This window comes from Rhizobium sp. Root1334 (assembly GCF_001426665.1).
In the GTDB taxonomy this organism is placed as follows: domain Bacteria; phylum Pseudomonadota; class Alphaproteobacteria; order Rhizobiales; family Rhizobiaceae; genus Pararhizobium.
The window spans coordinates 1362939-1387318 of sequence record NZ_LMEY01000001.1; the positions used below are offsets into that span (position 1 = coordinate 1362939).

At 60.6% G+C, this 24380-nt stretch carries 27 protein-coding genes; 13 read left to right on the top strand and 14 right to left on the bottom strand.

Features of this window, described 5'->3' with window-relative positions:
* The first annotated feature begins 109 nt into the window (after positions 1-109).
* On the top strand, positions 110-898 hold the full coding sequence (locus ASD36_RS06655; RefSeq protein WP_060501222.1) for a YdcF family protein: 789 nt from the start codon (positions 110-112) through the stop codon (positions 896-898).
* A gap of 95 nt (positions 899-993) precedes the next feature.
* Positions 994-1629 (top strand): trimeric intracellular cation channel family protein, encoded by a 636-nt coding sequence (locus ASD36_RS06660; protein ID WP_060501224.1) that lies wholly within the window; start codon positions 994-996, stop codon positions 1627-1629.
* A gap of 33 nt (positions 1630-1662) precedes the next feature.
* Here the strand turns inward: ASD36_RS06660 and irrA are convergent, their stop codons facing one another.
* The gene (gene irrA, locus ASD36_RS06665) at positions 1663-2082 is read right to left on the bottom strand and encodes an iron response transcriptional regulator IrrA (RefSeq protein ID WP_060501226.1); all 420 of its coding nucleotides are present in this window, start codon (positions 2080-2082) and stop codon (positions 1663-1665) included.
* 320 nt (positions 2083-2402) lie between these two features.
* Between irrA and fabA the strand changes: the two genes are divergently transcribed.
* The 4 genes from fabA (at position 2403) to htpG (ending at position 6989) form a co-directional block, all read left to right on the top strand.
* Positions 2403-2918: a 3-hydroxyacyl-[acyl-carrier-protein] dehydratase FabA gene (gene fabA, locus ASD36_RS06670; RefSeq protein ID WP_060501228.1), complete on the top strand. Its 516-nt coding sequence runs from the start codon at positions 2403-2405 to the stop codon at positions 2916-2918.
* Between the two features lie 47 nt (positions 2919-2965).
* On the top strand, positions 2966-4189 hold the full coding sequence (fabB, locus tag ASD36_RS06675; protein WP_060501230.1) for a beta-ketoacyl-ACP synthase I: 1224 nt from the start codon (positions 2966-2968) through the stop codon (positions 4187-4189).
* Positions 4190-4193: 4 nt separating this feature from the next.
* The gene (gene fabI / locus ASD36_RS06680; protein ID WP_060501233.1) at positions 4194-5000 is read left to right on the top strand and encodes an enoyl-ACP reductase FabI; all 807 of its coding nucleotides are present in this window, start codon (positions 4194-4196) and stop codon (positions 4998-5000) included.
* 102 nt (positions 5001-5102) lie between these two features.
* Positions 5103-6989: a molecular chaperone HtpG gene (gene htpG / locus ASD36_RS06685; RefSeq protein WP_060501236.1), complete on the top strand. Its 1887-nt coding sequence runs from the start codon at positions 5103-5105 to the stop codon at positions 6987-6989.
* 21 nt (positions 6990-7010) lie between these two features.
* On the opposite strand, the gene ASD36_RS06690 is transcribed toward htpG, so the two are convergent.
* From ASD36_RS06690 to rbfA, 9 genes are all read right to left on the bottom strand, one after another.
* Positions 7011-7250, bottom strand: a complete 240-nt coding sequence (locus ASD36_RS06690) for a hypothetical protein (protein WP_060501238.1) — start codon at positions 7248-7250, stop codon at positions 7011-7013.
* A 97-nt stretch (positions 7251-7347) separates the two neighbouring features.
* The gene (locus ASD36_RS06695) at positions 7348-8364 is read right to left on the bottom strand and encodes a class I SAM-dependent methyltransferase (protein ID WP_060501239.1); all 1017 of its coding nucleotides are present in this window, start codon (positions 8362-8364) and stop codon (positions 7348-7350) included.
* Between the two features lie 167 nt (positions 8365-8531).
* Entirely contained in the window at positions 8532-10664 is a 2133-nt protein-coding gene (pnp, locus tag ASD36_RS06700) for a polyribonucleotide nucleotidyltransferase (RefSeq protein ID WP_060501241.1), read from the bottom strand.
* Between the two features lie 365 nt (positions 10665-11029).
* A complete protein-coding gene (rpsO, locus tag ASD36_RS06705; protein WP_037103961.1) occupies positions 11030-11299 on the bottom strand; it encodes a 30S ribosomal protein S15 in 270 nt (89 codons plus the stop codon).
* Between the two features lie 178 nt (positions 11300-11477).
* Positions 11478-11813, bottom strand: coding sequence for an SH3 domain-containing protein (locus ASD36_RS06710; protein WP_082511911.1), 336 nt, complete (start codon positions 11811-11813; stop codon positions 11478-11480).
* 45 nt (positions 11814-11858) lie between these two features.
* Positions 11859-13568 carry a sensor histidine kinase gene (locus tag ASD36_RS06715; protein ID WP_060501245.1) on the bottom strand — a complete coding sequence of 570 codons (1710 nt, stop codon included), beginning with the start codon at positions 13566-13568 and terminating at the stop codon, positions 11859-11861.
* A 177-nt stretch (positions 13569-13745) separates the two neighbouring features.
* The gene (gene truB / locus ASD36_RS06720; RefSeq protein WP_060501247.1) at positions 13746-14681 is read right to left on the bottom strand and encodes a tRNA pseudouridine(55) synthase TruB; all 936 of its coding nucleotides are present in this window, start codon (positions 14679-14681) and stop codon (positions 13746-13748) included.
* 3 nt (positions 14682-14684) lie between these two features.
* On the bottom strand, positions 14685-15140 hold the full coding sequence (locus ASD36_RS06725) for a hypothetical protein (RefSeq protein WP_060501249.1): 456 nt from the start codon (positions 15138-15140) through the stop codon (positions 14685-14687).
* On the bottom strand, positions 15140-15544 hold the full coding sequence (rbfA, locus tag ASD36_RS06730) for a 30S ribosome-binding factor RbfA (RefSeq protein ID WP_060501252.1): 405 nt from the start codon (positions 15542-15544) through the stop codon (positions 15140-15142). The genes ASD36_RS06725 and rbfA overlap by 1 nt, the downstream gene beginning before the upstream one ends.
* Positions 15545-15733: 189 nt before the next feature.
* On the opposite strand from rbfA, the gene ASD36_RS06735 reads away from it, so the two are divergent.
* The 3 genes from ASD36_RS06735 (at position 15734) to ASD36_RS06745 (ending at position 17903) form a co-directional block, all read left to right on the top strand.
* Complete coding sequence (locus ASD36_RS06735) at positions 15734-16486, top strand: type 1 glutamine amidotransferase (protein WP_060501453.1); 753 nt, start codon at positions 15734-15736, stop codon at positions 16484-16486.
* A gap of 120 nt (positions 16487-16606) precedes the next feature.
* A complete protein-coding gene (locus ASD36_RS06740; RefSeq protein ID WP_060501254.1) occupies positions 16607-17329 on the top strand; it encodes a pentapeptide repeat-containing protein in 723 nt (240 codons plus the stop codon).
* Between the two features lie 115 nt (positions 17330-17444).
* Positions 17445-17903 carry a GFA family protein gene (locus ASD36_RS06745; protein WP_060501255.1) on the top strand — a complete coding sequence of 153 codons (459 nt, stop codon included), beginning with the start codon at positions 17445-17447 and terminating at the stop codon, positions 17901-17903.
* Here the strand turns inward: ASD36_RS06745 and ASD36_RS06750 are convergent.
* Genes ASD36_RS06750 through ASD36_RS06765 form a run of 4 tightly spaced genes read right to left on the bottom strand, consistent with a single transcriptional unit; the run spans position 17900 to position 21652 of the window.
* The gene (locus ASD36_RS06750; RefSeq protein WP_060501257.1) at positions 17900-18199 is read right to left on the bottom strand and encodes a CcdB family protein; all 300 of its coding nucleotides are present in this window, start codon (positions 18197-18199) and stop codon (positions 17900-17902) included. The two genes, ASD36_RS06745 and ASD36_RS06750, sit on opposite strands and share 4 nt — an antisense overlap.
* The gene (locus ASD36_RS06755; protein ID WP_060501260.1) at positions 18199-18429 is read right to left on the bottom strand and encodes a type II toxin-antitoxin system CcdA family antitoxin; all 231 of its coding nucleotides are present in this window, start codon (positions 18427-18429) and stop codon (positions 18199-18201) included. Before ASD36_RS06755 ends, ASD36_RS06750 begins: the two co-directional genes overlap by 1 nt.
* Before the next feature lie 57 nt (positions 18430-18486).
* The gene (gene lepA / locus ASD36_RS06760; RefSeq protein WP_060501262.1) at positions 18487-20322 is read right to left on the bottom strand and encodes a translation elongation factor 4; all 1836 of its coding nucleotides are present in this window, start codon (positions 20320-20322) and stop codon (positions 18487-18489) included.
* A gap of 49 nt (positions 20323-20371) precedes the next feature.
* Positions 20372-21652 (bottom strand): MFS transporter, encoded by a 1281-nt coding sequence (locus ASD36_RS06765; protein WP_060501264.1) that lies wholly within the window; start codon positions 21650-21652, stop codon positions 20372-20374.
* A gap of 218 nt (positions 21653-21870) precedes the next feature.
* On the opposite strand from ASD36_RS06765, the gene ASD36_RS06770 reads away from it, so the two are divergent.
* From ASD36_RS06770 to ASD36_RS06785, 4 genes are all read left to right on the top strand, one after another.
* A complete protein-coding gene (locus tag ASD36_RS06770) occupies positions 21871-22446 on the top strand; it encodes a helix-turn-helix domain-containing protein (RefSeq protein ID WP_060501266.1) in 576 nt (191 codons plus the stop codon).
* 5 nt (positions 22447-22451) lie between these two features.
* On the top strand, positions 22452-22982 hold the full coding sequence (locus ASD36_RS06775) for a GNAT family N-acetyltransferase (protein WP_060501268.1): 531 nt from the start codon (positions 22452-22454) through the stop codon (positions 22980-22982).
* Positions 22983-23141: 159 nt separating this feature from the next.
* The gene (locus tag ASD36_RS06780) at positions 23142-23519 is read left to right on the top strand and encodes a hypothetical protein (protein ID WP_060501270.1); all 378 of its coding nucleotides are present in this window, start codon (positions 23142-23144) and stop codon (positions 23517-23519) included.
* A gap of 180 nt (positions 23520-23699) precedes the next feature.
* Entirely contained in the window at positions 23700-24365 is a 666-nt protein-coding gene (locus ASD36_RS06785) for an OmpA family protein (RefSeq protein ID WP_060501272.1), read from the top strand.
* Positions 24366-24380: the final 15 nt, after the last annotated feature.

Consider the following 24380-nt stretch of genomic DNA (forward strand, 5'->3'; position numbering starts at 1 on the left):
CGTCACGGGCCTCTTACTCTCCAAATAGACTCCATTGGCCAATACCGACCGGGCTGCTAGGTTCGCCCTCCCCGACCCCATGCCCCAGGAAGAGACGGTAGCAGGCCCCATGTTTCTCGCATCAAAACTGTTCTGGCTGCTTGCGCAACCGCTGTCGCTGGTCTTCATTCTCCTGGTCCTGAGCTTCCTCCTCGCCGCCGTTGGCCGGCGGTGGCTCTGCCGGTTCCTGTCTGGACTTGCGGTGACCTTGCTTTTCCTCACCCTGTTCACCAGCACCGGCGCCGTCATGCTGCAGGTTCTGGAAAACCGCATCCCAAGGCCCGTAAGCCTGCCGGACAATCTTTCCTGCATCATCATCCTCGGCGGCGCCTTCGAAAACGAAGTGATTGCCAAGCGGGGCGGCATCGAACTCAACCAGGCAGCCGACCGGTTCGTCGAAGGATTGAAACTGGCTCAGGCCCATCCGGCGGCACGTATTCTCGTTTCGGGTGGCGACGGCTCGTTCAGCGGCCAATATGACGGTGACGCGCAGACGTCCGACACCTTCTTCTCGACCTTCGGCATCGCGCCGGACCGGTTGATCCGCGAAGACCAGTCGCGCACCACCTTCGAGAATGCGACCAATACGAAACAGTTGCTGGAAGCGAATGGATTGTCGAACTGCGCCCTGATCACGTCCGCCTTCCATATGCCGCGGTCCGTTGGTTTGTTCCGCAAACTCGGCATCGGCGTAACACCGTGGCCGGTGGACTATCGAACCAGCGGCGAACTGACCCTCGGCTTTGATTTCAGCCAACCCTCCTTGAACGCGCAGCTAACGACAACGGCGATGCGCGAATGGACTGGTCTGCTCGCCTATTTCATCAGTGGCCGCACGCACGTCCTCTTTCCGCAGTAATCAGCGATACCTGCTTTGAGACCTGCCGTTGACGTGACCGTCCCGTTGTGGTCCTTCTCGAATGTCTGGCGGGCCTGATTTCTGGTGGAGGAAAAATGCCGATCCTGGAAATTCTCGACTATGCCGGCGTGGCGGTTTTCGCGGCGACCGGCGCCTTGGCCGCTTCGCGCAAGCAGCTGGATGTTATTGGTTATATCTTTCTCGCCTCGGTCACCGGCATCGGCGGCGGCACGTTGCGCGATGTCATCCTTGGCGCGACACCGGTCTTCTGGATCACCAATCCGATCTACCTGCTCGTCTGTGGCTGCATGGGTCTTCTGGTGTTCTTCTCGGCGCATATGATGGAATCCCGCTACCGGTTCCTCGTCTGGCTGGATGCCATCGGGCTTGCGGCCTACAGTGTCATGGGGGCTGCCAAGGGGCTGGCGGCGACGGGGTCCCCCCTCGTTGCGCTTGTCACCGGCATGCTGACGGCGACATTCGGCGGCATCCTGCGCGATCTTCTTGCTGGCGAGCCCTCCGTCCTGCTGCGTCCGGAAATCTATGTGACGGCGGCACTGACGGGAGCGGGCGTGTTCACAGCCGCGACGTGGCTTGGTGGATCCGTGCTGGTCGCATCGAGCCTCGGCGTCGCGACCGCCTTTGCGGTGCGCGGCGGCGCGCTGAAATATGGCTGGACGCTGCCAACCGGAGATCCCCGGCCGGGCCGCCATCCCGACGACGTGATGTAATCCGCCGTCGGCGACGTGATGTAGGAAAAGTGTTTAGCCGCGCTTGCGGCGCAGGCGGATCACCACGTCGACATGGGCAATTTCCATGCCTTCGGGCGGCTCCGGCAGATTGCCGATCGAAATATTGTTCACCGGAATGTCGAGCACCTCGTTATGGCCCTCGACGAAGAAGTGGTGATGATCGGACACGTTGGTGTCGAAATAGGTCTTGGCACTTTCCACGGCCAGAACACGGATCATGCCGGCTTCGGTGAACTGGTGCAGCGTGTTGTAGACTGTCGCCAACGACACCGGAACACCGGCGGTCACCGCTTCTTCGTGCAACTCCTCGACCGTCAGATGGCGGTCACCCTTGGCAAAGATCAGGTCGGCAAGCGCCATGCGCTGGCGCGTCGGCCTGAGGCCGGAGCGGCGCAGGCGTTCTTCCGAACAGATCTCGATGGCAGTCGTCATACGGACGGATCCAGATTTCCAAGCTATTGCAGAACACACTTCCAGAGCCGATATAACTTTTGCCGAGAATGCTTTCAATAGTGAGCAAGCACCCTCAAGGCATCAAGATGGTAAAAACCGCCTGATTCTTGGGGCAAAAGGCAATTATCTCTGGCTGTTGCAGCAGCCATCATGTATGCGACGGCGGAAATAGGCCTTGTGCTTGGCCAGACAGGAATACGCGAAACGACGCGCTTTGGTCATGCCGGAGCTTCAATTCGCGCCCATCTTGCTCTAAACCAAGTCAACCAAAAACGGATCTAGCGGGGAAACCACAGTTCATGACGACCAGACAATCCAGCTTCAATTATGAAGAGATCCTGAAATGCGGTCGCGGCGAACTGTTTGGCCCGGGCAATGCCCAGCTGCCCCTGCCTCCGATGCTGATGGTTCACCGCATCACCGACATCTCCGAAACCGGCGGCGCCTTCGACAAGGGTTATATCCGGGCCGAATATGACGTGCGTCCCGATGACTGGTATTTCCCCTGCCATTTCCAGGGCAATCCGATCATGCCGGGTTGCCTTGGCCTTGACGGCATGTGGCAGCTGACGGGTTTCTTCCTCGGCTGGCTCGGCGAGCCCGGCCGCGGCATGGCGCTGTCCACCGGCGAAGTGAAGTTCAAGGGCATGATCCGCCCGGACACAAAGCTTCTCGAGTACGGCATCGACTTCAAGCGCGTCATGCGTGGCCGCCTGGTGCTCGGCACAGCCGACGGCTGGTTGAAGGCCGATGGTGAAACCATCTATCAGGCAACTGACCTGCGCGTCGGTCTGTCGAAAGAAAAAGCTGCCTGAACCGCGGTATAGCCGCACTCAGCTAGATTAAAGAAGAGGTCATCCACATGAGACGGGTTGTTGTTACGGGGCTGGGCATTGTTTCCTCGATCGGAAACGATGCGCAGGAAGTCACCACGTCGCTGCGTGAAGCAAAATCCGGCATTTCGTTTTCGAACGATTTTGCCGAACACGGCTTCAAGTGCCAGGTCTGGGGTGCACCCAATCTCGACACGACCGAGCTTGTCGATCGCCGCGCCGCACGTTTCCTGTCGCAGGGCGGCACATGGAACCATGTTGCGATGAAGCAGGCGATCGCCGACAGCGGCCTTGAAGACAAGGATGTCGGCGGCAACGAGCGCACCGGCATCATCATGGGCTCGGGTGGTCCGTCCACCCGCACGCTGATCGAGGCTGCTGAAATCACGCTGAAGAACAATTCGCCCAAGCGCATCGGCCCGTTTGCCGTGCCGAAGGCAATGTCCTCGACAGCATCGGCGACACTTGCCACCTGGTTCAAAATCCACGGCGTCAACTATTCGATCTCGTCGGCGTGCTCGACCTCGGCGCACTGCATCGGCAACGCCATGGAAATGATCCAGTGGGGCAAGCAGGACGTGATGTTCGCCGGCGGTCACGAAGACCTCGACTGGACCATGTCGAACCTGTTCGACGCCATGGGTGCCATGTCCTCCAAGTACAACGACACGCCGTCGACCGCGTCGCGCGCCTACGACGTTTCGCGTGACGGCTTCGTCATCGCCGGTGGCGCAGGCGTTCTGGTTCTGGAAGAACTGGAGCATGCCAAGGCTCGCGGCGCCAAGATTTACGCCGAAATCACCGGCTACGGCGCGACGTCCGACGGCTACGACATGGTCGCCCCGTCAGGCGAAGGCGCCATCCGCTGCATGCGCCAGGCACTGGCAACGGTGAAGGGCGACGTCGACTACATCAACACGCACGGCACTTCGACACCGGTTGGCGATTCGAAAGAAATCGGCGCCATCCGCGAAGTCTTCGGCAACAAAATCCCGCATATCCAGTCGACAAAGTCGCTGACGGGTCACTCGCTCGGCGCCGCCGGCGTGCAGGAATCGATCTACGGCCTTCTCATGATGCAGGCCGGCTTCATTGGCGAAAGCGCCCATATCACCGAACTCGATCCGGAATTCGACGGCGTGCCGATCGTGCGCAAGCGCATCGACAATGCCAAGATCGACACCGTCTTGTCGAACTCCTTCGGCTTCGGCGGCACCAATGCCACGCTCGTCTTCCAGCGCCACAACGGATAAGTCGATGACCGGTATCATGAACGGAAAGCGCGGCCTCATCATGGGGGTCGCCAACAGCCACTCCATCGCGTGGGGCATCGCACAGAAGCTGGCCGGTCAAGGTGCTGAACTCGCCTTCACCTACCAGGGCGAAGCGCTCGGCAAGCGCGTAAAGCCGCTCGCCGCCGAACTTAACTCCGACTTCGTCATCCCCTGCGATGTCGAGGACATCGCCTCGGTCGATGCGACCATCGATGCGATCAAGGAAAAGTGGGGCAAGCTCGATTTCGTCGTTCACGCCATCGGCTTTTCCGACAAGAGCGAACTGAAGGGCCTTTACGCCGATACGTCGCGTGACAATTTCAGCCGTACCATGGTCATCTCCTGCTTCTCCTTCACGGAAATCGCCAAGCGCGCCGCAGACTTGATGAACGACGGCGGCTCGATGCTGACGCTGACCTATGGCGGCTCCACCCGCATCATGCCGAACTACAACGTCATGGGCGTCGCGAAAGCCGCCCTGGAAGCGTCCGTGCGCTATCTTGCCGGCGACTACGGCCCACGCGGCATTCGCGTCAACGCCATCTCCGCCGGTCCGATCCGCACGCTCGCCGGCGCCGGTATTTCGGATGCCCGCGCCATGCTCTCCTGGCAACAGAAGAACGCGCCGCTCCGCCGCACCGTCACCATCGAGGATGTCGGCAACTCGGCGCTCTACCTTCTTTCTGACCTTTCGAGCGGCGTTACCGGCGAAATCCACTATGTGGACTCCGGCTACAACATCACATCGATGCCAGCACTCGATACGTTGGCAAAGGCGGACGCGGAGTAACATCCGGGCCGCCATCCCTTACCGTGCCTCTTGAATTTTGCACCTGCACTTGCCAGTTCAGAGCGCGCAAACCTTCCAGATCCACGTTGAGGCACAATTCGCATGAGCAACGCTGCTGAAAAACCCGTCGAAAATCACGTTTTCGAAGCCGATGTCGCACGCCTGCTGCATCTCATGGTGCACTCGGTCTATTCCGACAAGGACGTGTTCCTCCGCGAACTGATCTCCAATGCGGCCGACGGCTGCGAGAAGCTGCGCTACGCGGCCATCAGCGCGCCTGAGCTGCTCTCCGATGATCCCACACCGCGCATCACCCTGACGCTCGACGCCGATGGCAACACGCTCATCGTCGAGGACAACGGCATCGGCATGAGCCGTGACGACATGGTCGAGGCGCTCGGTACCATCGCCCGCTCCGGCACCCGCGCCTTCATGGAGCGCGTCGAGGCGGCAAAGGCGGGCGAAGGCGCCCAGCTGATCGGCCAGTTCGGCGTCGGTTTCTATTCCGCCTTCATGGTGGCCGGCAAGGTCGATGTCGTCTCCCGTCATGCCGGTAGCGCCCACGCCTGGCTCTGGTCGTCCGACGGCCAGGGCAGCTATACCGTCTCCGAAGCCGAACTGTCCGAGGCTCCGGCACGCGGCACCCGCATCACGCTGCATCTTCTGGACGATGCCAAGAGCTATACGTCCAAATGGAGCGTCGAGAAGATCGTCAAGGACCAGTCCGGCCACGTTCCCGTCCCGATCGACCTGATCGAGAAGCCCGGCGCGGACGCCGAGCGCATCGGCGACGGCACGGCGCTCTGGACGAAATCACGCAGCGAGATCACCAAGGAAGAATACGCCGATTTCTATCGTGGCGTTTCAGGCCAGTATGACGAACCGGCTTTGACGGTGCATTTCAGGGCTGAAGGCCGGCATGAATATACCGGTCTTGCCTTCGTGCCGGAATCCAAGCCGATGGACATGTTCGATCCTTCGGCCAAGGGCCGCATGAAGCTTTACGTCAAGCGCGTCTTCATCACCGACGATGCCGAGCTTCTGCCGCGCTACCTGCGCTTCGTGCGCGGCCTTGTCGATACGTCCGACCTGCCGCTCAATGTGTCGCGCGAGATGATCCAGGAAAGCCCGATCCTTGCCGCCATCCGCAAGGGCCTGACCAACCGCGTGCTGACCGCCATCGAAAAGCTGGCCGACAGCGACGCTGACGCCTTTGCCAAGCTCTGGGATGCCTTTGGTGCAGTCCTCAAGGAAGGCATCTACGACGATTTCGAGCGCCGGGCGCAGCTCATTGCGCTGTCGCGCTTCCGCACCACGGCGTCGGACGAGGCGACGCGGTCGCTGGCCGATTATGTCAAGGACATGAAGGACGCGCAGGCGGCGATCTACTACCTGACGGGCGACAATCTCGACCGGCTGAAAGCCTCGCCGCAGCTCGAAGGTTTTCGCGCCCGCGGGATCGAGGTTTTGTTGCTGACCGATTCGGTCGACAGCTTCTGGGTGACGGCTGCGCCGGATTTCGAAGGCAAGCCGCTCAAGTCGATCACGCAAGGGGCGGCCGATCTCACACAGGTTCCGACAACCGATGGCGAAACACCGGCCGCACCGGAAACCTCCGAAGCTGTCACCGGTTTCATCGCCTTTGCCAAGACGGCTCTCGGCGATGCCGTATCGGACGTTCGGGCTTCCGACCGCCTGACCGAAAGCGCCGTCTGCCTGGTGGCACCGGAACAGGGTTACGACCGTCAGCTGGAAAAGCTACTGCAGGGTTCCGGTCGGCTCGACATGATCGCCAAGCCCATCCTCGAAATCAATCCGGGCCACGGCCTGATCTCGGCACTGGCCGCCAGTGGTAGCAATGAATTCCGCACCGATGCCGTCCAGCTGCTGCTCGACCAGGCCCGCGTCCTCGACGGCGACAAGCCGCAAGACCCGCGCGCCTTTGCCGAGCGGATGTCACGGCTGTTTGAGCGGGCTTTGAAGGGCTAATTCGTCAGATTGGGTGGGCCGTCACGCGGCCCACCAGACCACGAGCAGAACGGCCAGAACCGCAACGGCAAAAACACCGAACAGCATCATCTGCTTGCGGGTGTTGCCGAGAACCGTGGGATCAACGGGCGCGCGGCTGGTCTGGAAGGCCAGAGGCACCTCCGAAGCACCGCTTTTGCCTTCTCCGCTCTTGATATCCTTGACGATGACTTCTGCAACGCCCTCACTGACGGGCGGGCGGTGTCCATAGTTAGAAACCATTGGCACACTCCATCGATGCCTGCGCGATATCACGCAGGCGCGGGAGTCAAAGGTGTACCTGTTTCGTCAAGAAAGCAATTGCAAAAGCAGGCGCTGATCAGCGCTTGCCCCAAAGCACCTTGAAGCGCGCGTTGCGGCAGGTTTCGCCCCATTCCTTGAAGGTCTCGGTCATGACCGTTTCATAAGGCAGGCCGCGATTGGCAACCAGCATCAGCCGCCCGCCGATCTTCAGCGCCTTGGCAGCCGCCTTGATCATTGCAGCGCCCAGCGCCGGGTCAGCTGCCTGTGTCTCATGGAAGGGCGGGTTCATGACGATCAGGTCGTATTTGTCGCGGGTTTCTTCAGACGTCAGGTCCTGCCAGAAAAAGCGGGTCGGCACGTTCGGGCAATTGGCCTTCAGGTTTGCGCGCGCGGCTTCCAGCGAATGATAATCGGCCTCGAACAGGTCGATGCCCTTCAGGTTCGGCGCCTTCTCGGCCAGCATCACCGACAGATAACCCCAGCCAGCACCGAAATCGGCGGCATGGCCCTTGAAATCGTCAGGCAGGCGCGAGGCCAGAAGCTCGGAGCCAGCATCGATGCGCTCGTGCGAGAACATGCCCGGTGCCGCGTCAAAACGGCCTTCGACACGAACCGGCTTCTTGGAAAACTTGGCGATGACGTCGCTTGCGTCTTCCGGACGGCCAAACCAGAAGGCGATGCCATGATACTTCGGCAGGCTGTCGCCACCCCAGCCGAGCTGGTTGACGCGCTTGCGCAGGGATTGGATGCCATCATCCTTGCCACCGGCGACAACGATCAGGCCGCCGACCTTGACGCGCTTCAGCGCCTCGGCGATCCGGTCTTCGTTCTCACCCTTGTGCTTGCCGCACAGGATGAGAGCCGCATCATAGTCCTCGCCCTCGATGACCGGCGTCACGGATGCCCTGACGGCCTCCAGAGCCTTGTACAGCGGCTTTGACGCCTGTACGGCGGCAATCGAGCCTGCGAACTCCGCCGGCAACCGGTAGCCTGCCTCGGCTCCCAGGAACAGCACACGCTCGCCTTCGCCGGGTGCGGGAACAACACCGGTCTCGAAAGGATGGAAAAGGGTCTTCAGCGTGTCGCGGCTCATGGTCGAGATCCTTGGGCTTGTCGGGAAAAATTGGAAAGCGGCTTCCAAAAGGGACAAACGGTAACAAAGGGAATGAGGGGTGCCCGGTTCGAGCCACTCTCACACAAAATAAGAAAAGGCGCGGAACGATCCGCTCCGCGCCCGTAGTCTGTCAAACGGCCGAGCGCTTATTCAGCAGCTTCGCCTTCGCCCTTGGCAACTTCCTTGCCGGTTGCCTGGTCGACAACCTTCATGGAGAGGCGAACCTTGCCGCGCTCATCGAAGCCCATCAGCTTGACCCAAACCTTGTCGCCTTCCTTGACGACGTCGGAGGTCTTGGCAACACGGTCGGAAGCGAGCTGCGAGATGTGCACGAGGCCATCACGCGGGCCGAAGAAGTTGACAAAAGCGCCGAAGTCGGCAGTCTTGACGACAGTGCCTTCGTAGATCTGGCCAACTTCCGGCTCTGCAACGATCGAGTGGATCCACTTGCGGGCCGCTTCGATTTCCTTGCCGGAGGACGAAGCGATCTTGATCGTGCCATCGTCTTCGATGTTGATCTTGGCGCCGGTCTTTTCGACGATTTCGCGGATGACCTTGCCGCCCGAACCGATGACTTCACGGATCTTGTCGACCGGGATGTTCATGACTTCGATGCGCGGTGCGAATTCGCCGAGCTGGCTGCGGCCTTCGGTGATGGCGTTGGCCATTTCGCCGAGGATGTGCTTGCGGCCGCCCTGTGCCTGCTCAAGCGCGACCTTCATGATCTCTTCGGTGATACCGGCGATCTTGATGTCCATCTGCAGCGAGGTGATGCCGTCGGCAGTGCCGGCAACCTTGAAGTCCATGTCGCCGAGGTGATCTTCGTCGCCGAGAATGTCGGAGAGAACGGCGAAACGTTCACCTTCGAGGATCAGGCCCATGGCGATACCGGCAACCGGCTTGGCCAAGGGAACGCCGGCATCCATCAGTGCGAGCGAGGTGCCGCAGACGGTTGCCATCGAGGACGAGCCGTTCGACTCGGTGATTTCGGAGACGACGCGCAGCGTGTAGGGGAACTGCTCGGCAGCCGGCAGCATCGGGCGGATAGCGCGCCAGGCGAGCTTGCCGTGACCGATTTCGCGGCGGCCCGGGGAACCCATGCGGCCTGTTTCACCGACCGAGTAGGGCGGGAAGTTGTAATGCAGCAGGAAGCGTTCCTTGTACATGCCGGTGAGCGAGTCGACATACTGTTCGTCTTCGCCGGTACCGAGCGTGGCAACAACGATCGCCTGTGTCTCACCGCGGGTAAACAGCGCCGAACCGTGCGTGCGCGGCAGGATGCCGACTTCCGAAACGATAGCGCGAACGGTCGACAGATCACGGCCGTCGATGCGGCTCTTGGTGTCGAGGATGTTCCAGCGAACGATCTTGGCCTGCAGGTGCTTGAAGACGGCGCCGATGACTTCGGCAGTGTACTTCGGCTCAACGCCTTCCGGGAAGAAGTGAGCCTTGACCTTTGCCTTGACGGCATCAACCGCAGCGTAACGATCAGCCTTCTGGGTGATCTTGTAGGCAGCGCGCAGTTCGGTTTCGGCGATCGAAAGCATTTCGGCTTCGAGTTCCGAATGATCTTCCGGGGTGAAGTCGCGCGGTTCCTTGGCAGCCACTTCAGCGAGCTTGATGATCGCATCGATGACCGGCTGGAAGCCCTTGTGGCCGAACATGACGGCGCCGAGCATGACTTCTTCGTTGAGTTCCTTGGCTTCCGATTCAACCATCAGGACGGCGTCCTGGGTACCGGCAACGACGAGGTCGAGAACCGACTCGTCCATCTCGTCGAGATGCGGGTTCAAGACGTACTGGCCATTGATGTAGCCGACGCGTGCGCCACCGACCGGGCCCATGAAAGGAACGCCGGAGATCGTCAGCGCTGCCGAAGCGGCAACCATCGACAGGATGTCCGGATCATTTTCCAGATCGTGCTGGACGACGGTGACAACGACCTGCGTGTCGTTCTTGTAGCCTTCCGGGAACAGCGGGCGGATCGGGCGGTCGATCAGGCGGGAAACCAGTGTTTCCTTTTCAGACGGACGGCCTTCGCGCTTGAAATAGCCACCGGGGATCTTGCCGGCGGCATAGGTCTTTTCCTGGTAGTTGACGGTCAGCGGGAAGAAATCCTGGCCCGGCTTCGGAGCCTTGGCCGAAACGACGGTCGCGAGAACGATGGTCTCGCCGTAGGTTGCAAGAACGGCGCCGTCAGCCTGACGGGCGATCTTGCCGGTTTCGAGCTTGAGCGGGCGGCCTGCCCATTCAATTTCGACTGTGTGGGTATCGAACATGTTTTGTCCTTCGTGTGCGCCAATGCCGCGCCGCAGCCAGTGTGGCGCGGGCGGCAGTGTTTTCGCTGATATGACACATCACGGGCAAGACAACGGGAGGCTTCCAAAATCGGCTGGCGCTCGTTCCGTTCCCTCAAAGCCGGACGCTTCGGGTGCGTGGAAAACGCGCAAGCGCCGAAGCATCCTGCAATCCTGCCCCATGACAGGTCATCGGTTGTTTCCGCAGAGCCGGCCCATCCGGTCTGCTGGGGTGTCTGCTTCCAACAGCGCCCTTTCGGCTTTGGCTGGAAGCGCAAACGCGGGGTGTATGCCCCGCAAAAAACAAACCGGCGGGCCCCTGTTGAAGGGTCCCGCCGGTGTAAGGCTTAGCGGCGAATGCCGAGAGCAGTGATCAGCTTGGTGTACCGTGCCTCTTCCTTGCCCTTGACATAGTCAAGAAGCGAACGGCGGGTGGAAACCATTGCCAGAAGGCCACGACGCGAGTGGTTGTCCTTCTTGTGACCCTTGAAGTGTTCGGTCAGGTTGTTGATCCGCTCGGTGAGGATCGCAACCTGGACTTCCGGGGAACCGGTGTCGCCTTCGACGATTGCGTATTCCTTGATAAGCGCAGCCTTGCGCTCTGCAGTGATCGACATCGTGTCATCCTTTCAATGTTTAGGATTTCGGGTCGCCAGCAGCCGGGATGCCGTCTAGCTGCGGCCATGAAGGCAAAAGTCCGCAAAGGGCGGGGTCTGATGCTGGCGCTGCCTATAAACCATCCGGCATTAAAAAGAAAGAGGGCGGATAAAGACGCCGCAGCGGCTCAACTCACCGTCATTGCGGCGGGGTTCGCGGCTTCATCGGCGCGGATTTCCGGGCGTCATCGATAGCGGCACAATCGAGATAGGCGGCGAAGACCCAGCCAAGAACCGCGCCATTTGCGGCGACCTTTGCCCATCGTTTGCCGCCAAGGGTGCGCTCGTCGAGGGTCTCGACGGCCATACCATTGCCGAGAGCCGACAGAACGCGGCCTTCAGGCTTGACGCGAACGTTGAGCGGCGTTCCGGTGGGGTCTGCCACCACACAATCCGCACCAATCACTGTGTCTGCGGTACCGGCGAAAGTGGCTGCGACGAGAAAGGCGGCCACCCCACGGCGTCTTCGCGACATCGATATTCCCTCCAAACAGAATAAACCGCAATAAGCAGGCAACGCCTAAGCTTGACCCGAGAGATTGGCACTCAGCTTTTCATCCGGAATCTTGACGCGCCATTCGATCCCGTCATCGTGCATGATCCGCTCCAGCTTGGCGTCCAGCGCCATGCCGAGCATGCGCTCCAGAACCATGGTTCCAAAGCCCTTGCGCACGGCCCCATCCTCGGCCGGGGTGATGTCGGCGCCCTTTTCTCTCCAGACAAACAGGAACGTGCCCCCGGAGACCGACCATTGCAGGTCGATCACACCGCTCGCATTGGCAAGCGCTCCATACTTCGTCGCATTGGTGGCCAGTTCGTGCAACGCCATGCCGAGCGTCTGCGACACTTGGGCATCCAGCCGCACCGGCGGCCCCGACAGATGAACCCTGTCCGGATCGTCGGGCGTGAACGGCTGCAGCTGGTTCTGCACCAGCTCGCGGAAATCGACGCCCTGCGCCGCATTGGCAATCATCAGATCGGTCGAGCGGGCTAAGCCGGCGATGCGCTTGCGGAAAGTTTCGGCGAAATCCACCCGGCTTTCGGCGGCATTGAGCGACTGGTTGAGCATCGACTGGATCACCGTGAGCTGGTTTTTCGAGCGGTGCGCCACCTCGCGCATCAGGAAACGGATCTCGTTTTCCGCCTTCCGGCGTGCCTGCGCCGCCTCGGCCAAAGCCGACGATACGGTTTCGATTTCGGCGATCATATGCTTGCGTGCCGCAATCGGCCGGCCAGCCCCCAAGAGATGCGCGTCACGGGCCAGGACCTTGACGCCCTGTGTCAGGAGACCCGCGATGGTGGCCGATCCGGCTACGGCTATTCCGGCAAAGAGAAGCCCGCCCAGCGACAACCAGAGATAGGACCAAAGCGCCGGAGCATCGACATCCGCACTCTTTGCCCAGGCGACGATCTTCCAGCCGGTCAGCACCGAAAACTCGGTGACTGTCCGGTACTCCACGCCATCGTGAACCGCCTCCCCGACACCAACACGCAATGCCGGAACGATTTCCATGAAGAACGGCTTGCCGACGGCAAGCCCCGGATCCGACGAGGCAATCACGTTGCCTGCAGCATCCAGCAAGGCCGCGTTCCAGCCGGGCGACACCACATCCCGATTGACCGCCTTCGACATGCTTTCGGCATTGCGCGTCAGGGTCAGGAGGTAGTCGCTGTTGCCGAGCGGCGTGGTTATGGGGAGATAAACATTGAACACCCATCGCTGTGCCGTCTTGCCGAAGAAGACATTCGAGATGTAAGGCCCGCCAACGCGGAACGCCTCATCGACCGAGACCGGATCGGATGCTTTGCCGAGCGGGCTGCCATAAGGCACCCGCGTATTAAAAAGCTGATTGTGACCGCGATCGATCACCAACAGATTGGAGTCCGTGTCCGCCAGCGACGAGCGCGCGCGATCGTAAAATTCAGCAAGATTGCTGCCGTTGCTTGGACCAGCTGCGGCAAGCACCTTGAGGGTGGCCAGCATGCTGTCGACCTCGCGCTCGACCAGGCGCGTCACCGACCCTGTCGATGCCTTCAGCAACGCCGTCACGACGCGCTCTTGCTCGTCGGTGCTGCGTTTCAAAATAATCATCGAAAACAGGAAGGATGGAATAATGGCGACGAGCAGCAGCACCGTCAGATAAAATGATAACGGGCGTCTCAATCGCGAACGCAGAATGACCCTGAAGGGAGCATGCTGCGCACGTGTTCTATCCAGTCCGTCGCTCAACCGTTCATCACCCAAAGTCCCATAGCCGAAGATCGGCAGTGGCCCGATTTCGGGACGCGAACCCGGCGGGCTAACCCGCAAGTCCGCGCGAATCCCAAACACAGACCGGAACATGCGCCAGCGATGTTAGGAACGCAACCGATGCCATGCGGCGAAATTTGGGAAGCGATCCGGGTTTCAGGCTGTGACGAAGACGCGCTTCGGGCGGAATTCACCCTCACCGATCTCGCCAATGGCGACCAGCTTGCCGCGCGAGGTCGCATAGGCTTCCGGCTCTGCGGTCGGGGCATCACGGCCGCGCAGGATGATCGGATTGCCCATTTTCAGGCGGTGGGCCTGATCTTCGGTAATGGCGATATGCGGCAGGTTGGACAGGGCTTCGCCGGTATCGATCAGGAAGGCGTCGAGCGCTTCCAGCCGTTCCTCGTCGCTTTCGATCTTCTCCAGCGCCACCAGTTCAGCCAGCGTCACCATGGCTTCTTCCGCGAAAGGCGCCACGAAGCTGCGGCGCAGCGAGGCGATATGGCCGAAGCAACCGAGGTCACGGCCGAAATCGCGCGCCAGCGAGCGCACATAGGTGCCCTTGCCGCATTCGATCTCGAAATGCGCCAGATTCGGTGTGCAGCCGAGCAGCGACAGGCGGAACACTTCAACTTCGCGAGCGGGAATATCGACGGTCTCGCCTTCACGGGCCAGATCGTAGGCACGGTTGCCATCGATCTTGATCGCCGAGAACTGCGGCGGCACCTGGCTGATGACGCCGGTATATTTCGGCAGAAGGGCGCGGATATCTTCTTCCGACGGACGCGTGCTGGACGACTGCGTCACCTCACCTTCGAGATCGTCGGTCGAGCGTTCTTCACCCCAGGCGACCGCGAATTCATAGATCTTGCGGCCATCCATGACGTAGGGAACGGTCTTCGTGGCATCACCAAGCGCGATCGGCAACATGCCCGATGCCAAAGGATCGAGTGTGCCGGCATGTCCGGCTTTCTGCGCCTTGAACAGCCACTTGATCTTCGACACGGCCTCGGTCGAGCCGAAATCCAGCGGCTTGTCGAGGATCAGCCAGCCGGAAATCGGGCGGCCCTTGGGCTTGCGGGGTTTTGACATGGTTCAGGCTCTTTTTTTGCGGAACGTCGCTGCAGTCTTGGCAACGCTGCCATCCGGCATTTTCTGGCTGTTGCCCTTCTCGAATCCCAAAGCGTAAAGCCGCTTGGCGATCAGGTATCCGGCAGCAATGGTGGCACCGTTGTCGATGCGGTAATCTTCGCCGAGACCTTCGACCAGCAAGGGCTCGATGGCGCCGAGCGGTGGCTTTCCGGATGCGGCGGCTTCAAGCAACAGCTTCTCATTATAGGGCGAACCGACAATGGCTTCGAGCGCCTTCATCTCGCGGTCGCCATGGGCGATGTCCTTGCCGTGACGAAACGGCAGGCCGGAGGCGGCTATCATTTCGACAAGACGGACGGAATCGGCATTATCGAACCGCGCAAGACCGTTGCGATAGAATGTCCGGCGCTGGTCGAACGTCCAGGCGTTGAGTTCGTCCAGTGTGATATGCTTGGCCATCACTGCTCGCCGTCTTCATCCTTCAGGTCGCGCAGGACTTCGGGAGACCGGAGAAGCTCATCGATCTTCTTGTAGTTGTCGAAGCTGGTATCGTCCTTGAAGCGCACTTCCGGCATGTATTTCAGCTGACGGATATGCGGGGTCAGGCGGCCGCGGATATATTTGGCATGGCGGTTGAGCGCTTCGATGACATTGGAATGATCGGCAACGCCGAGCGGGGTCACGAAGGCCGTGGCAACGCGCAGGTCCGTCGACATGCGAACTTCGGAGATCGAGATCACCGTCGTTTCAAGCAGGGGGTCGCGCACTTCTCCGCGCTGCAAGACCTGTGTCAGGCCTGCACGTACCTGTTCGCCGACCCTCAGCATGCGCTGCGAGGGGGCAGAGGATGTCACTTTACTCATGGTTTTTCCGCTGTCTGGCGTTTCAAGGAACGCGACCAAGGCGGTCCAATGCTACTTTCAGGCCCAAAGGTCAAGGCTTTCCGGTGATTCGGTCCTTAGGAAAGACTGCCAAATCGGTTCGAAGCCCCCTTGAAAGCGCTGCCTCCGCGTGATCAACCTGACCGGAAAGAAGAAGCAGACGGAGAGATGATGCGGGTTCTGGCAGTGGAAAACATGAACCATTCCAGCCTGGGGCAAGTTGGGGTGGCGCTGCAGGAAGCAGGGATTGAGATCGACTTGCGACGGCCGTTTACTGGCGAGGCGCTCCCCGGCGATAGTCGCGAACATGATGCAGTGGTGGTCTTCGGCGGCGAGCAGAGTGCGGTCGATGATCACATTCACCCCTACCTGTCCGGCCTTGCCCGGCTGATGAAAACCTTCACCGATGACGGCAAGTCCGTACTCGGTATCTGCCTCGGCAGCCAGTTGCTCGCCCGCGCCCATGGCGGCGACAATCTTCTCGGTAAAACCAGAGAGTTTGGCTGGCATGGCGTCGAATTGACCAGCGACGGCAAACAGGATCCGGTGCTCAGCGCAGCCGGGGACGCCTTTACCAGTTTCGAATGGCACTCCGACAGTTTTACCCTGCCGCAAGGCGCCGTGCATCTGGCCACCAACCCGGCTGTTGCCAATCAGGCCTTCCGCATCGGCCGCGCTGCTTATGGCATGCAGTTCCATTTCGAGGCGGGAACGCCCGTCGTCGAAGGCTGGAACCGGACGTTTGAGACGGTGATCAACGGGATCGATCCGGATTGGTTGCAGCTCTATCCGGAGCATGCCGCCAGACACGCGCAACAAGCCGATGCCGCCGGATTGGCACTGGCCCACGCCTGGGTGGCGACGATACAGCCTGCAGCGGCCGGCTTCGATCGCACACGGGAAATGGCAGGCGTGGGTGCCTGATACATAAACGTGTTCCACCGTTTGCCGCGAGGGTTTGCGGTTCCTATCTACAACATGGAACACACTGTTATAAGCGCAAGAAGTTTGCCCGGCTGAGGCAGACGGAGGAGCGAGAAGCGCATGACGATATTTTCCACCAGGCACATCCCGGCGTTCGCCGCCGCCCTGCTTCCGGCTATCGGGCTGGCAACGTTTCTTGCCGCCCCTTCACCGGCAATCGCCGCCTATTGCAGCAGCACGCCGGAACCCGGGCTCGACTGGAGCGAATGCACCAAGAAGAACCTGATGCTGCCCTCCAGTGAACTCGAAGGCGCCAATCTCTCCGGTACCGATTTTTCGCTAACCGATCTCAGTGGCTCCAACCTGGCATCAGCCAATTTTGAAAAAGCCAACCTGGTGCGTGCGTGGCTGGCCGGCGCCAGGGCTGAAAAGGCCAATTTCTCCCGCGTCGAGGCCTATCGCTCGAGCTTTGCCAATATTGCCGCCAATGGCGCGTCATTTGCCGGCGCCGAACTGCAGCGCGCCGATTTCAGCGGCGCCGACCTGACCGGAGCCAATTTCGAAAAGGCGGAAGTCGGCCGGGTGATGTTCAAGGGTGCGGTGCTCACCGGTGCACGCTTTGCGCTGGCCAACCTGTCGCGCGCCAATCTCAGTGGTGCGACCTTTGAAGGTCCGCTGGATTTCGATCAGGCCTTCATGTTCCTCACCCATATCGAGGGGCTGGATCTCTCTGCCGCCAAGGGGCTTGAGCAGGCTCAGGTCGACCTGACCTGCGGTGACAAGGAAACGAAGCTGCCGGCGGGACTGACCACGCCCACCGGCTGGCCTTGCGCATCAGACTAAGCCGGCTAACGAACTACACATTTCGCTCGCCGGCCGGCGTCTCTTCGACCATCGGGCACACTGGACAAGAGAGGCTTCTCCGCTAGATTACTGCCTGAAAGCGGAGGAGTGAAACATGAGCAGATTGACGATCCCCCAGGAAGGCGGCTGCCGTTGCGGCCAGGTGCGGCTGAAGATCAGTGCGCCCCCGATCCTGACCATGGCCTGCCACTGCACCGGCTGCCAGAAAATGTCCTCAAGCGCCTATTCGTTAAGCGCCGCCATTCCGGCCGAGGGTTTTGAAGTCATCGCCGGTGAGCCGGTGATCGGCGGCCTGCACGGCGCCTCCCGCCACTATTTCTGCCCGCACTGCATGACCTGGATGTTCACCCGCCCGGAAGGCATGGACTGGTTCGTCAACCTACGCCCGACCATGCTGGATGACACAAGCGGCTTTGCGCCCTTCATCGAGACCTTCACCAGTGAAAAACTGTCCTTCGCAGCCACTGGGGCTGTGCATTCCTACGAGACCTTCCCCCCAATGGAAGCCTATGAGGGGCTTGTGCAGGAGTTTGCAGAGCGATCAGCTGTCTAAAATCCCTGGAACAGAAAATCCGTGGCGGCGGTAATGGCGTCCGCGTGACTGGTAAGGTCGGCCACGGTCTCTCCGATTTCGCTGACGGCAACGACCCCCATGAACTGGGTTGCCATCACGTAAGGACGGCCGCCAATTTCAAATTTTGGATTAAGCCGCGCGATCAGGCGAGAAATCTCTCCCGGGAGAAGCAGCGGCGCCACGTTTCGGGTTTGAAGATCGGACAAAATATCGGCTTGGAGGTCGAGCACCAGCGCGCCACCTTGCCTGAGACGATAGACGCGAAATCTCGCCATCAGAATTGACGATATTTCGCCAAAGGCAGGCCATGTTCCTCGACATATTTGTTGGATGCCGCAATCGCCTCGGCATTTTCCAGCCTCCAGAGACGTTCCTGCTCGGCCTTGACCGCACGCCCGATGCCGTCTTCAGCTGCCCGCGAGAGATTGATCTTGAGATCACGCGCCTGCGAAACGAGGTCGCTATCGAGGGACAGGTTTGCAGATTTGCGGGACGGTTGAGACATGATCTTCTCCATCGGGTATGCGCCTAATGTATGCGCATACCCGATGGAAGAAAAGCCTTACTCATCACCCATCTTCAGCGCTGCGATGAACGCTTCCTGCGGGATTTCGACCTTGCCGAACTGGCGCATGCGCTTCTTGCCGGCCTTCTGCTTGTCGAGCAGCTTGCGTTTACGCGAGGCGTCGCCGCCGTAGCACTTGGCGGTCACGTCCTTGCGCAGTGCCGAGATGGTTTCGCGGGCGATCACGTTGCCGCCGATGGCGGCCTGGATCGGGATCTTGAACATGTGCTTGGGGATCAGCTCCTTGAGCTTCTCGCACATGTCGCGGCCGCGCTTTTCGGCTGCCATGCGGTGGACCATCATAGACAGTGCATCGACCGGCTCGCCATTGACGAGGATCGACATCTTCACCAGATGGCCTTCCTGATGGCTGGTGATCGCATAGTCGAAAGAGGCATAACCCTTGGAAATCGACTTCAGCCGGTCATAGAAATCGAACACGACTTCATTGAGCGGCAGATCATAGGTCAGCATCGCGCGGGTGCCGACATAGGTCAGCTCCACCTGGATGCCACGCCGGTCCTGGCAAAGCTTCAGGATGCCGCCGAGATAATCATCGGGCGTCAGAATGGTGGCGCGAATCCATGGCTCATGGATTTCAGCGATCTTGACGACATCCGGCATATCGGCCGGATTGTGCAGCTCGCGCTCGGTGCCATCGGTCATAAACAGCTTGTAGACGACGGACGGTGCCGTCGCGATCAGGTCGAGATCGAACTCGCGCTCGAGGCGCTCCTGGACGATTTCCAGATGCAAGAGGCCGAGGAAGCCGCAGCGGAAACCGAAACCGAGAGCGGCGGACGATTCCATTTCGAACGAGAACGACGCATCGTTGAGGCGCAGCTTGCCCATGGCGGCGCGCAGATCCTCGAAATCGGCGGCGTCGACCGGGAACAGGCCGCAGAACACCACTGGCTGCGCCGGCTTGAAGCCCGGCAGCATGTTGGCAGTCGGGCGCTTGTCCTCGGTGATCGTATCGCCGACGCGGGTATCGGCCACTTCCTTGATGGAGGCGGTGATGAAGCCGATCTCGCCCGGGCCGAGCGCGTCGACATTGACCATCTTCGGGGTGATGACGCCGACGCGTTCCACCTGATACTTGGCATCGGTGCCCATCATGCGGATGGTCTGGCCCTTTTTCAGGACGCCATCGAGAATGCGGACGAGAACGATAACGCCGAGATAGGTGTCATACCAGCTGTCGACCAGCAGCGCCTTCAACGGCGCGGTCTCACCGCCTTCGCTCTTCGGTGCGGGCAGCTGATGCACGATCGCTTCGAGCACATCGGGAATGCCAAGGCCGGTCTTGGCCGAGATCAGCACAGCCTGCGAAGCGTCGATGCCGATGACTTCCTCGATCTGCTCGCGGATACGGTCGGGTTCGGCGGCTGGCAGGTCGATCTTGTTGAGAACCGTGACCAGTTCGTGGTTGTTGTCGATCGCCTGATAGACGTTGGCAAGCGTCTGGGCTTCGACGCCCTGCGACGCATCCACGACCAGCAGCGAGCCTTCGCAAGCCGACAGCGAGCGCGAGACTTCGTAGGCGAAGTCGACATGGCCGGGGGTGTCGATCAGGTTCAGGACATAGGTCTCACCGTTGTTGGCGACGTAATGCAGACGCACGGTCTGCGCCTTGATGGTGATGCCGCGTTCCTTCTCGATATCCATGTTATCGAGAACCTGTTCCGACATTTCGCGTGCGGCCAGGCCGCCGGTCGACTGGATCAACCGGTCGGCCAGCGTCGACTTGCCGTGGTCGATATGGGCCACGATCGAGAAATTGCGGATATGCGACAGGGGCGTCTTTGAAGGTGTTGTGCTCATGGGCCGCATATAGCAGCGGTATCAACCGCCGCAAAGCGGGAAATGCAGGCTTTGTTCACTATAATTGCCGGATTTCGCCTGCAGCCGGATCGCCCTCGACCATCGCGCCCGCATTCGGCATCTGTGCGCTCTTCATCTCGAAATTTTCGCGCAGATGCGGCGGCACCGTTTCGCGGAATTTCAGCCGCACGGCGACGAAGGCAGCGTAGGCGAGTGCGGTGCCCAAGGCAGCATAGATGAAGGTCTTCGGCCCAAAGACCGGGGTCAGCAGCGTGATCGCCAACGGGATGATCGTGGCGGCGATCGACCAGCACATCAAAAGCGTCGAGGCGAGCGGCACGAAGTCGGCGGGCGCGGTGCGATCGTTGGCATGGGCATTGGCAATCGAATAGACGGTTTCGACCGCTCCCGCGAAAACGGCAAAGACCAGCATCAAGAGAATGAGGTTGGCGAACGAAACGGCGAGCGAGACGACGGCGGCAACCGAGATCAGCGCGCAGACCAGAATCATGACGATACGCCGATCGATCCGGTCCGACAGCACGCCCATCGGATACTGGATGAAGATCAGGCCGAACTGCATGACCAGCATCAACAGCGCGACGTCGCCCTGACTGACCGAATTGGCGGCGGCATAGATCGGCGTAAAGCCCTGTACCGCCATCGAAAGGCCGCCGGAGGCAAGCACCCCGACGAAGGCAACCGGTGAATTGCGCCAGACCATCGGCACATCGACGCTGACCTTGGCCGGCGGCGGCGGATTGGGCAGGCGCGTCAGGCCGATCGGCAGGATCGCCATGGTGGTGAAGAAGATCGTCAGCAGCGGCGCCAGATTGCCATCCGCCGGGATCTGGCCGAACAGCCAGGCACCGAGACCGATGGCGATGACATAGACCATGTAGAACACCGACATCGCCTTGCCGCGCCAGCTGTTAGCGCTGGCATGATTGAGCCAGCTCAGCGAGATGATGAAATTGATATTGCCCGCCGCGCCATAAACGCCGCGCGCAAACACCCAGAGCAGCGGGTGAAAGCCAAGCGCGATCAGGAAGGCAGACAGCAGCACCAGCGCCATCGAGCAGGAAAACGCCCGCGCATGGCCGACCCTGCGGATCATCGGGCCTGCGACGACGCAACCGGCAAGACCGCCAAAGGCAAGCGCCGTCACCGCCGCACCGGCAACCCAGGGCGGACTATCGCCACGCGCCAACAGGAACGGCACATAGGCAAACATCATGCCGTTGCCGATACCGACGCAGGCCATGGAGGCAACGATGCTGGCAATCGAGAGCACGGATGCCCGTGACTGCTCCGGCCGGATTTCTTCTATCGCCGCCATTCACCCTCTCAAGCTTCACTGCAGCCAGCCCCCTCGCCGCCTGCTCAAGCATTCCCTAAGATATTGATCGCAAGACGCTTTCCTCAACGGGCCTGCACGATATCACTCTATCCGGTCGCGCCCTCCTTGCCTGTCGCTAAAACGGCATCGCCCGACTTTATTTCGAGGCAACAACATTTTCCGTTGACTCCATTATAAGAACGAATAATTCTCCTATAATGGAAAATTCAACAGGTTTTGAAACGGATATCGCCGAACGGATGAAGGCATTGCGGCTGGCCCAGTCGCTGACGCTGGATGATCTCGCCAGCCGCGCCGGCGTCAGCCGGGCAATGATCTCGCGGATCGAGCGCGGTGAGGCAAGCCCCACGGCGCAGCTTCTTGCCCGGCTATGCAGCGCATTGGGGACGACATTGTCACGGTTTTTCGCCGACAGCGAAACCGCCAGCGATCCACTCTCGCGCCGGAACGACCAGCGCGTCTGGCGCGATCCCGAGACCGGTTATCTGCGCCGTTCCGTATCACCGGATGGCACCGGCTCGCCGGTCGATATCGTCGAGGTCGAGTTCCCGCCGGGGGCGCGTGTCGTTTTCGAACGGCAGCAGTTCGATGCCGGACTGACCCAGCATCTCTGGCTGTTCGAAGGCAGGCTGACCATGTCCGCCGGTGGCCAGACGCACGTGCTGGAGGCAGGCGACTGCCTGTTCATGCAGCTTGCCGAGGCCCACATCTTTCACAATCCGCATGGCACGCCTGCCCGCTACGCCATCATTCTCAACCGCAGCAAAGTCTGATCCCGATGTCCAAGGTCACCGTCCGCACGCTTACTCCTTCCGAAACCGCTGCTGCCCTGCCGGCACTTGCCGAAATCCTGTCCGACTGCGTCGAAGGCGGCGCTTCTGTCGGGTTCATGTCGCCCTATACGCCGCAGGAGGCAATTCCCTATTGGGAAGGGGTGGCCAGGGCGGTCGCTGAGGGCAGTACAGTGCTGATCGTGGCGGAGACGGATGGGGAAATCCTCGGCACGGTTCAGCTTGGCGTCGGCATGATGCCGAACCAGCCGCATCGCGCCGATCTGAAGAAACTGCTCGTCCACCGCAAGGCCCGTGGTCTGGGGCTTTCACGCCTGTTGATGGACGCCGCAGAAGAGGAGGCCCGCAAGTATGGGCGGCATGTTCTGGTACTCGACACAGCAACCGGAAGCCCGGCGGAAAGCATCTACGAGAAATTCGGCTGGCAGCGCGTCGGCGTCATTCCGCAATATGCTCTGATGCCGGACGGCAGCTATTGCGGTTCGACATTCTTCTACAAATCGCTGGCCGCAGATTGACGTGCGCCGCACTGGCGAACGCCACCTATCCTTGTCACCAAAAATGGCTATACCACGCCGGAAAAACCCGCTTTTTCCGGCCAATGGCCCCATTCCTCGCCCCCTGTCTTCGTGCTAGCTGACTTTCAGCCGCAAGGCCATAATTCTTAAGGGGAACCCATGAAAACCATTCTTCAGCGGGCGGCCATCGCCGCGCTTTCCATCGCCATGCTTGCAGGCGGCATCTCCGTTGCTTCGGCAGCCGATGTCACCTTCGAAATGAAAAACAGCCATCCGAATGCCGTTGAGGTCGAGCTCTACAGCCAGGACCGCGATCATGTCTGGCCGGGCAACAATCAGGTTTACCTGCTGGACGACGGCGAGACCAAGCAGATCCCGCTGTCCTGCGACCAGGGCGAAAAGATCTGCTACGGCGCCTGGATTTCCGGCGACAAATCGACCTATTGGGGCACAGGCCCGGATAATGCCGAGACCTGCTCGGATTGCTGCTACACCTGCACGGGCGGCAGCACGGAAGAAATCGACCTCACCGAATAGCCGGACCGACCGGGAGAGCCAGGCGTCCGCGCACGCGCCGCCCTGGCCCTTCCAACACAGCGCGAGACCGATGGACGCGCATGGAAACAGAAAGTTCATTAACCAAAAGGCCCGCTCTTCATCTTCCTGCCGCAATCGGTAGTATGAAGCAGAGTAGATCTATTGGGGACCTGTGATTCCATGATGAAGAAAATCGCCGTATTGGCCATCGCCGCAGTTTATCTTTCCGGCTGCACCACGACCGACCCCTATACGGGCGAACAGAAGATGTCGAACACCGCCGGTGGCGCGCTGATCGGCGCGGGCCTCGGTGCCGCAACCGGCCTTCTGGTCGGTGGCAGCTCTGCCGGACGGCGCGATGCCGCGCTTGTCGGCGCGGGCATCGGCGCGCTCGGTGGTGGCCTGATCGGCAACTACATGGACAGCCAGGAATCCGAACTGCGCGCACAGCTGCAGAACACCGGCGTTTCGGTCACTCGCGTCGGCGACCGTATCGTTCTCAACATGCCTGAGAACATCACCTTCGCCACCGACCAGGACCAGATGAGTCCACGGGCCTATCCGACGCTGAACTCGGTCGCGATCGTACTGCGCAAGTTCAACAAGACGCTTGTCGATGTCGATGGCCATACGGATTCGACCGGCAGCGCCAGCTACAACCAGGGCCTCTCGGAGCGCCGCGCCATCTCGGTGGCCAACTATCTCGGTTCGCAGGGCGTCGATCAGCGCCGCATGTCGGCCGTCGGCTACGGCCCGGACCGGCCGATCGCATCGAACGGCAGCCCAGCCGGACGCGCGCAGAACCGCCGCGTCGAAATTTCGATCGCGCCGATCAAACAGGGCTAATCCGCCTCAAAGCTT